Origin of the sequence: Micromonospora sp. D75, assembly GCF_018070405.1 — a bacterium.
Classification (GTDB): Bacteria; Actinomycetota; Actinomycetes; order Mycobacteriales; family Micromonosporaceae; genus Micromonospora; species Micromonospora chalcea.
In genome coordinates this window covers 1-4,814 of sequence record NZ_JAGPXV010000467.1, presented here as the reverse complement: position 1 = coordinate 4,814, position 4,814 = coordinate 1, and the positions used below count along the sequence as shown (strand labels likewise).

Here is a 4,814-nt window from a genome sequence, read left to right as displayed (position 1 = left end):
ACGCGGCAGAACGCCGATCTCGACTGGCTGCTCGACGACCTGGTGGAGCGGGTGCCCGCCGCACGCCGGGCGGTGGTGCTCTCGGCGGACGGGCTCCTGCTCGGCGCCTCCGGCGACCAGGACCGCAGCGAAGCGGAGCACCTGTGCGCGCTGGCGTCCGGCTTCTCCGGCCTGGCCAAGGGCGCCACCCGGCACCTGGGCGGCGGCGCGGTCCGCCAGACCGTGGTGGAGATGGAGTCGGCCTATCTCTTCGTGACCGCCGCCGGACAGGGCGCTTGCCTGGCGGTGGCGAGCGACGCCGACGCCGACATCGGCCTGGTGGCGTACGAGATGGCGATGCTGGTGATCCGGGTCGGGGAGAACCTGGCCGCGCCGGCCCGCAGCGGCGGGGGGCCGGCCGATGCGCGCTGACTCGCCGGGGCCGCAGCACGAGTGGCTGGACGCCGACGCCGGTCCGGTGGTGCGCCCGTACACGCTCACCGGGGGCCGGGTGCGCCCGCCGGTGGACGGCTTCGACCTGCTGGCTTTCGTGCTCGCCACCCCGGACGCCGAGCCGGCCGGCACGCCCGGCCTCCAGCCGGAGCATCGCCGGCTGATCGAACTGGCCCGCCGGCCGAAGGCCGTGGCCGACCTCGCCGCCGACCTGGACCTCGCCGTGGGCGTGGTGCGGGTGCTGCTCGGCGACCTCCTCGCCCATGGCTTCGTCGCGGTGCACCGGCCACCGGCCACCGCGTACCTGCCCGACGACAACATCCTCAAGGCGGTGGTCAGTGGACTCCGTGCGTTATGACCGGGAGCCGGGGGCGCCCCAGGTGCCGCTGGCTCTGAAGATCCTCATCGCCGGTGGCTTCGGCGCCGGCAAGACGACGCTGGTCAGCGCGTTGAGCGAGGTCCGGCCGTTGCAGACCGAGGAGGTCCTCACCGGCGCCGGGCTCGACACCGACGACGTCTCCGGGGTGGAGCAGAAGGCGACCACCACGGTGGCGATGGACTTCGGCCGGATCACCATCAACGACGACCTGCAGGTCTACCTGTTCGGCACCCCGGGTCAGGACCGGTTCTGGTTCCTCTGGGACGAGCTGGCGTTCGGCGCGCTCGGCGCGGTGGTGCTCGCCGACACCCGGCGGCTGGCCGACTGCTTTCCCTCCATCGACTACTTCGAGCAGCGGGGCATCCCGTTCGTGGTGGGCGTCAACTGCTTCGAGGGCTCCCGGCGGTTCGGCCTGGAGGCGGTGCGCGACGCCCTCGACCTGGACCCGGACGTCCCGCTCGTGCTCTGCGACGCCCGGGACCGGCAGTCCGGCAAGCTGGTGCTGATCTCGCTGGTCGAGCACGTGGCGCGGCAGCGCGGCGAGCCGGTGCCGGTGGGCTGAGCCGCCCGCGGCGAATCTCGTCGGCCGTCGCGGGACTGATCGGACGCCTGACCGGGAAGCCTCTGGTTGGATCTGGCGGAGACAGGACCGACGGAAGGTGGGAGCGGTGACCGGGCAGGACGAGATCGTCCACATCGGCGGCTACACGGCGGAGACGGGCGGGCGGGGTGAGGGCGTCGTCGCGGCCCGGCGGGACCGGGCGACCGGCGGGCTGACGCCGCTGGGTGTCGTGGCGGTCACCCCGTCGCCGTCGTTCCTGGCCCGGCATCCGGCGCTGCCTGTGCTGTACGCGTGCAACGAGCTGCCGGACGGCCGGGTCGGCGCGTTCCGGGTGGCGCCGGACGGCGACCTCACGCCGCTGGGCGAGCGCCCGTCCGGCGGGGCCGAGCCCTGTCACGTGGCGGTGGCCCCGGACGGTCGGCACCTGTTCGTGGCGAACTACGGCGGCGGCAGCGTGGCGGTGTTCGGCCTGGACGCCGAGGGCGTGCCGGGGGAGCGCGCCGACCTGGTCCGGCACGAGGGGCACGGCCCGGACACCGACCGGCAGGAGCACGCGCACTGCCACATGGTGTCGCCGGATCCGGCCGGCGGGGCGCTGCTCGCCGTCGACCTGGGCACCGACTCGGTCTACCGGTACGACGTCGACGCCGGCTCCGGCCGGCTGACGCCCCGGGAGCCCCGGGTGAGCACTCCGCCCGGCACCGGGCCCCGCCATCTGGCCCGGCACCCGGACGGGCGGCGCGCGTGGCTGGTCGGCGAGCTGGACGCCACTGTCACCGCGTACGACCTGACGCCGGACGGGCCGCGGGAGCGGGCGCGCGTCGACGCCAGCGGGCGGGCCGGGCATGTCCAGCCGTCCGAGGTGAGCGTGGGACCGGGTGGGCGTTTCCTCTACGTGGGCAACCGGGGCGTCGGCACGGTGGCGGTCTTCGCGCTCGACGGCGAAGCGCCGGAGCTGGTGGCCGAGGTCGACACCGGCGGTGAGTGGCCCCGGCATTTCGCGTTCGCCGGTGAGCACCTGTACGTCGCCGACGAGCGGGCCGACATGATCAGGATCTTCCGGGTCGATCCGGTCAGCGGCGTGCCCGAGGTGATGGGGGAGCCGGTGCCGGTGGCGAGCCCGACCTGCTTCCTGCCGTGAGCGGACGGTCACCGAAACGACCGTCCGCAGTGGACTTCATCACTCTGAAATGACTGACCAGTAACTTAGCGTATGAGTTAGGTGATCAACTGTTTCTGCTGCGTAACTTTCGTCCGAACGGTTGTGGTGGTAACCCCACGAGGTACGCAAGATGGTCACCGTGTCTGGCCGCCATCGCATGCGTTCCAACCTCCGTGGAGCAGGCGCCGCCGCTGTGGCGGTAGCCCTGGTCGCCGTCGTGGGCGGCTCCTGGTTCGGCTACCAGCAGCTGGCCGGCCCGAACTGTTCGGGCCGGATCGAGCTGTCGGTGGCGACCGCCCCGGAGATCGCCCCCGCGGTGCGCGGCGCCGCCGACCAGTGGGTCGCCGACGGCGCCGCGGTGGGCGGCACCTGCATCGCCGTCAACGTCTCCTCCTCCGAGTCGGTCGAGGTGGCCGCCGCGGTGGCCAGCAAGCACGGCGCCACGCTCGCCGGAGTCGGGCAGGCCAGCGGCACCGCTGTCACCCCGGACGTCTGGGTGCCGGACTCCTCGACCTGGCTGGTCCGGCTCAAGAGCGGCGGAGCCAGCGCCTTCGCGCCGACGAACGGCGCCTCGATCGCGCGCAGCCCGGTGGTGGTGGCGCTGCCCGAGCCGGTGGCCTCGCGCATAGGGTGGCCGGACAAGAAGCTCCGCTGGTCCGACCTGCTGACCCAGGTCACCGCGAGTAAGCCGCTGCGGGCCGGGATCGTCGAGCCGACCCAGGACGCGGCCGGCCTGTCCGGGCTGCTGTCGCTCACCGCCGCCGCCAGCTCCACCGGCGATTCCGGCTCGCCGAAGGCGCAGGAGGCGATGGTCGGGGCGCTGCGGGCCCTCGCCACGAACCGCTCCTCGCTGCGGCAGGACCTCCTCGCGCGGTTCCCGCGCTCGTCGGACCCGACGGCGATCGCCAACGGGCTCGGCGCGGCGGCGCTGTCCGAGGAGGACGTGATCGCCTACAACAGCACGAAGCCGCCGATCCGGCTGGCCGCGCTCTACCTGGAGCCGGTGCCGATCCCGCTCGACTACCCGTTCGCGGTGCTGCCCGGCATCGAGCCGGCCAAGGCGTCCGCCGCCCGGGTGCTCTTCGAGGTGCTGCGTACGCCGGACTTCAAGGACCGGCTGGCCGCGCAGGCGCTGCGCGCGCCGGACGGCAACTGGGGGCGCGGCTTCCAGGCCCCGACGGGCGCGCCGAGCCCGGCGAACGGCGGCGCGAGCCAGGTGCCGCCGTCCGGTCAGGGCGGCGCGGCCGACCTCGACCCGGGCGCCATCTCGACGGCGACCACCACCTGGTCGGTGGCCACGCAGTCGGGCCGGATGCTCTGCGTCATCGACGTCTCCGGCTCGATGAAGAAGCCGGTCGCGACGGCGAACGGCGCCAGCCGGGAGCAGGTCACGGTGGCGGCCGCGAGCCAGGGCCTCGGGCTCTTCGACGACTCCTGGTCGATCGGCCTGTGGACGTTCTCCACGAACCTTCAGGGCTCGCAGGACTGGAGCGAGCTGGTCGGGATAAAGCCGTTGTCGAGCAACCGGGGGGCGCTGCAGCGCGGCCTCGCCTCGATCAAGCCCTCCAGCGGCGACACCGGCCTGTACGACACCATGCTTGCGGCGTACAAGAAGGTGCAGCAGGACTGGGAGCCGGGCAAGGTCAACTCGATCGTGCTGTTCACCGACGGCAAGAACGAGGACGACAACGGCATCTCGCAGAAGGAGCTGCTGGACCAGCTGAAGAAGCTGAAGGACGACGAGCAGCCGGTCCAGGTGGTCATCATCGGCATCGGCACCGAGGTGAACCGGGCCGAGCTGGAGTCGATCACCAAGGTCACCGGCGGCGGCGCGTTCGTCACCACCGACCCCAGCAAGATCGGCGAGATCTTCCTCCGGGCGATCGCGCTCCGGCCGCCCGCCCCGCGCTGACCTGAAGCTCAGCGCTAGTCTTCCGCCGTACCGGCAAATCCGGTACGGCGGAAGGCTTCCCGGGTCAAGACGCGGGATGAGAACTGACGGTAATGCGTCCGAATCAATCGGTAACCATAATTGTCCAGGCATGATGACCGGGTGCCTCGACCGCGGGCTCCACACCGGAGCCGGGCGGGGACGGGGCGGTCCTGAGCGAAGTGGGGAGGGCCGGTGACCTCGGCGACGCTGTTGACCCCTGCCACGTCGTCGCGACCCGGTGGTGAACGCCCGGGCAAGACGACACGAGCCGCGGAGCGGGCCTACATCCGGGTCCTGGTGGTGCTGGACACCACCGTGCTGGCGGTGGCCATCCTGGTCGGTTACC

5 protein-coding genes are annotated in these 4,814 nt (G+C 72.6%); all 5 read left to right on the top strand.

Translation table 11 applies throughout. The features are described from left to right. Positions 1-411 (top strand): roadblock/LC7 domain-containing protein (locus KBX39_RS23280; protein ID WP_210872498.1); only part of this gene is annotated, 411 nt, incomplete at its 5' end. Continuing rightward, positions 401-790 (top strand): DUF742 domain-containing protein, encoded by a 390-nt coding sequence (locus tag KBX39_RS23275; protein ID WP_030502282.1) that lies wholly within the window; start codon positions 401-403, stop codon positions 788-790. The genes KBX39_RS23280 and KBX39_RS23275, both read left to right, overlap by 11 nt. Continuing rightward, complete coding sequence (locus KBX39_RS23270; RefSeq protein WP_043328792.1) at positions 771-1,373, top strand: ATP/GTP-binding protein; 603 nt, start codon at positions 771-773, stop codon at positions 1,371-1,373. The genes KBX39_RS23275 and KBX39_RS23270 overlap by 20 nt, the downstream gene beginning before the upstream one ends. Positions 1,374-1,479: 106 nt before the next feature. Next, positions 1,480-2,514: a lactonase family protein gene (locus KBX39_RS23265; RefSeq protein ID WP_176722729.1), complete on the top strand. Its 1,035-nt coding sequence runs from the start codon at positions 1,480-1,482 to the stop codon at positions 2,512-2,514. Between the two features lie 178 nt (positions 2,515-2,692). Further along, positions 2,693-4,447 carry a substrate-binding domain-containing protein gene (locus KBX39_RS23260; protein ID WP_051611375.1) on the top strand — a complete coding sequence of 585 codons (1,755 nt, stop codon included), beginning with the start codon at positions 2,693-2,695 and terminating at the stop codon, positions 4,445-4,447. Positions 4,448-4,814: the final 367 nt, after the last annotated feature.

Bases quoted from the DNA above. Each gene is read 5' to 3' on its own strand.
- KBX39_RS23275 (WP_030502282.1), top strand. From the start codon at position 401: ATGCGCGCTGACTCGCCGGGGCCGCAGCACGAGTGGCTGGACGCCGAC.
- KBX39_RS23260 (WP_051611375.1), top strand. From the start codon at position 2,693: ATGCGTTCCAACCTCCGTGGAGCAGGCGCCGCCGCTGTGGCGGTAGCC.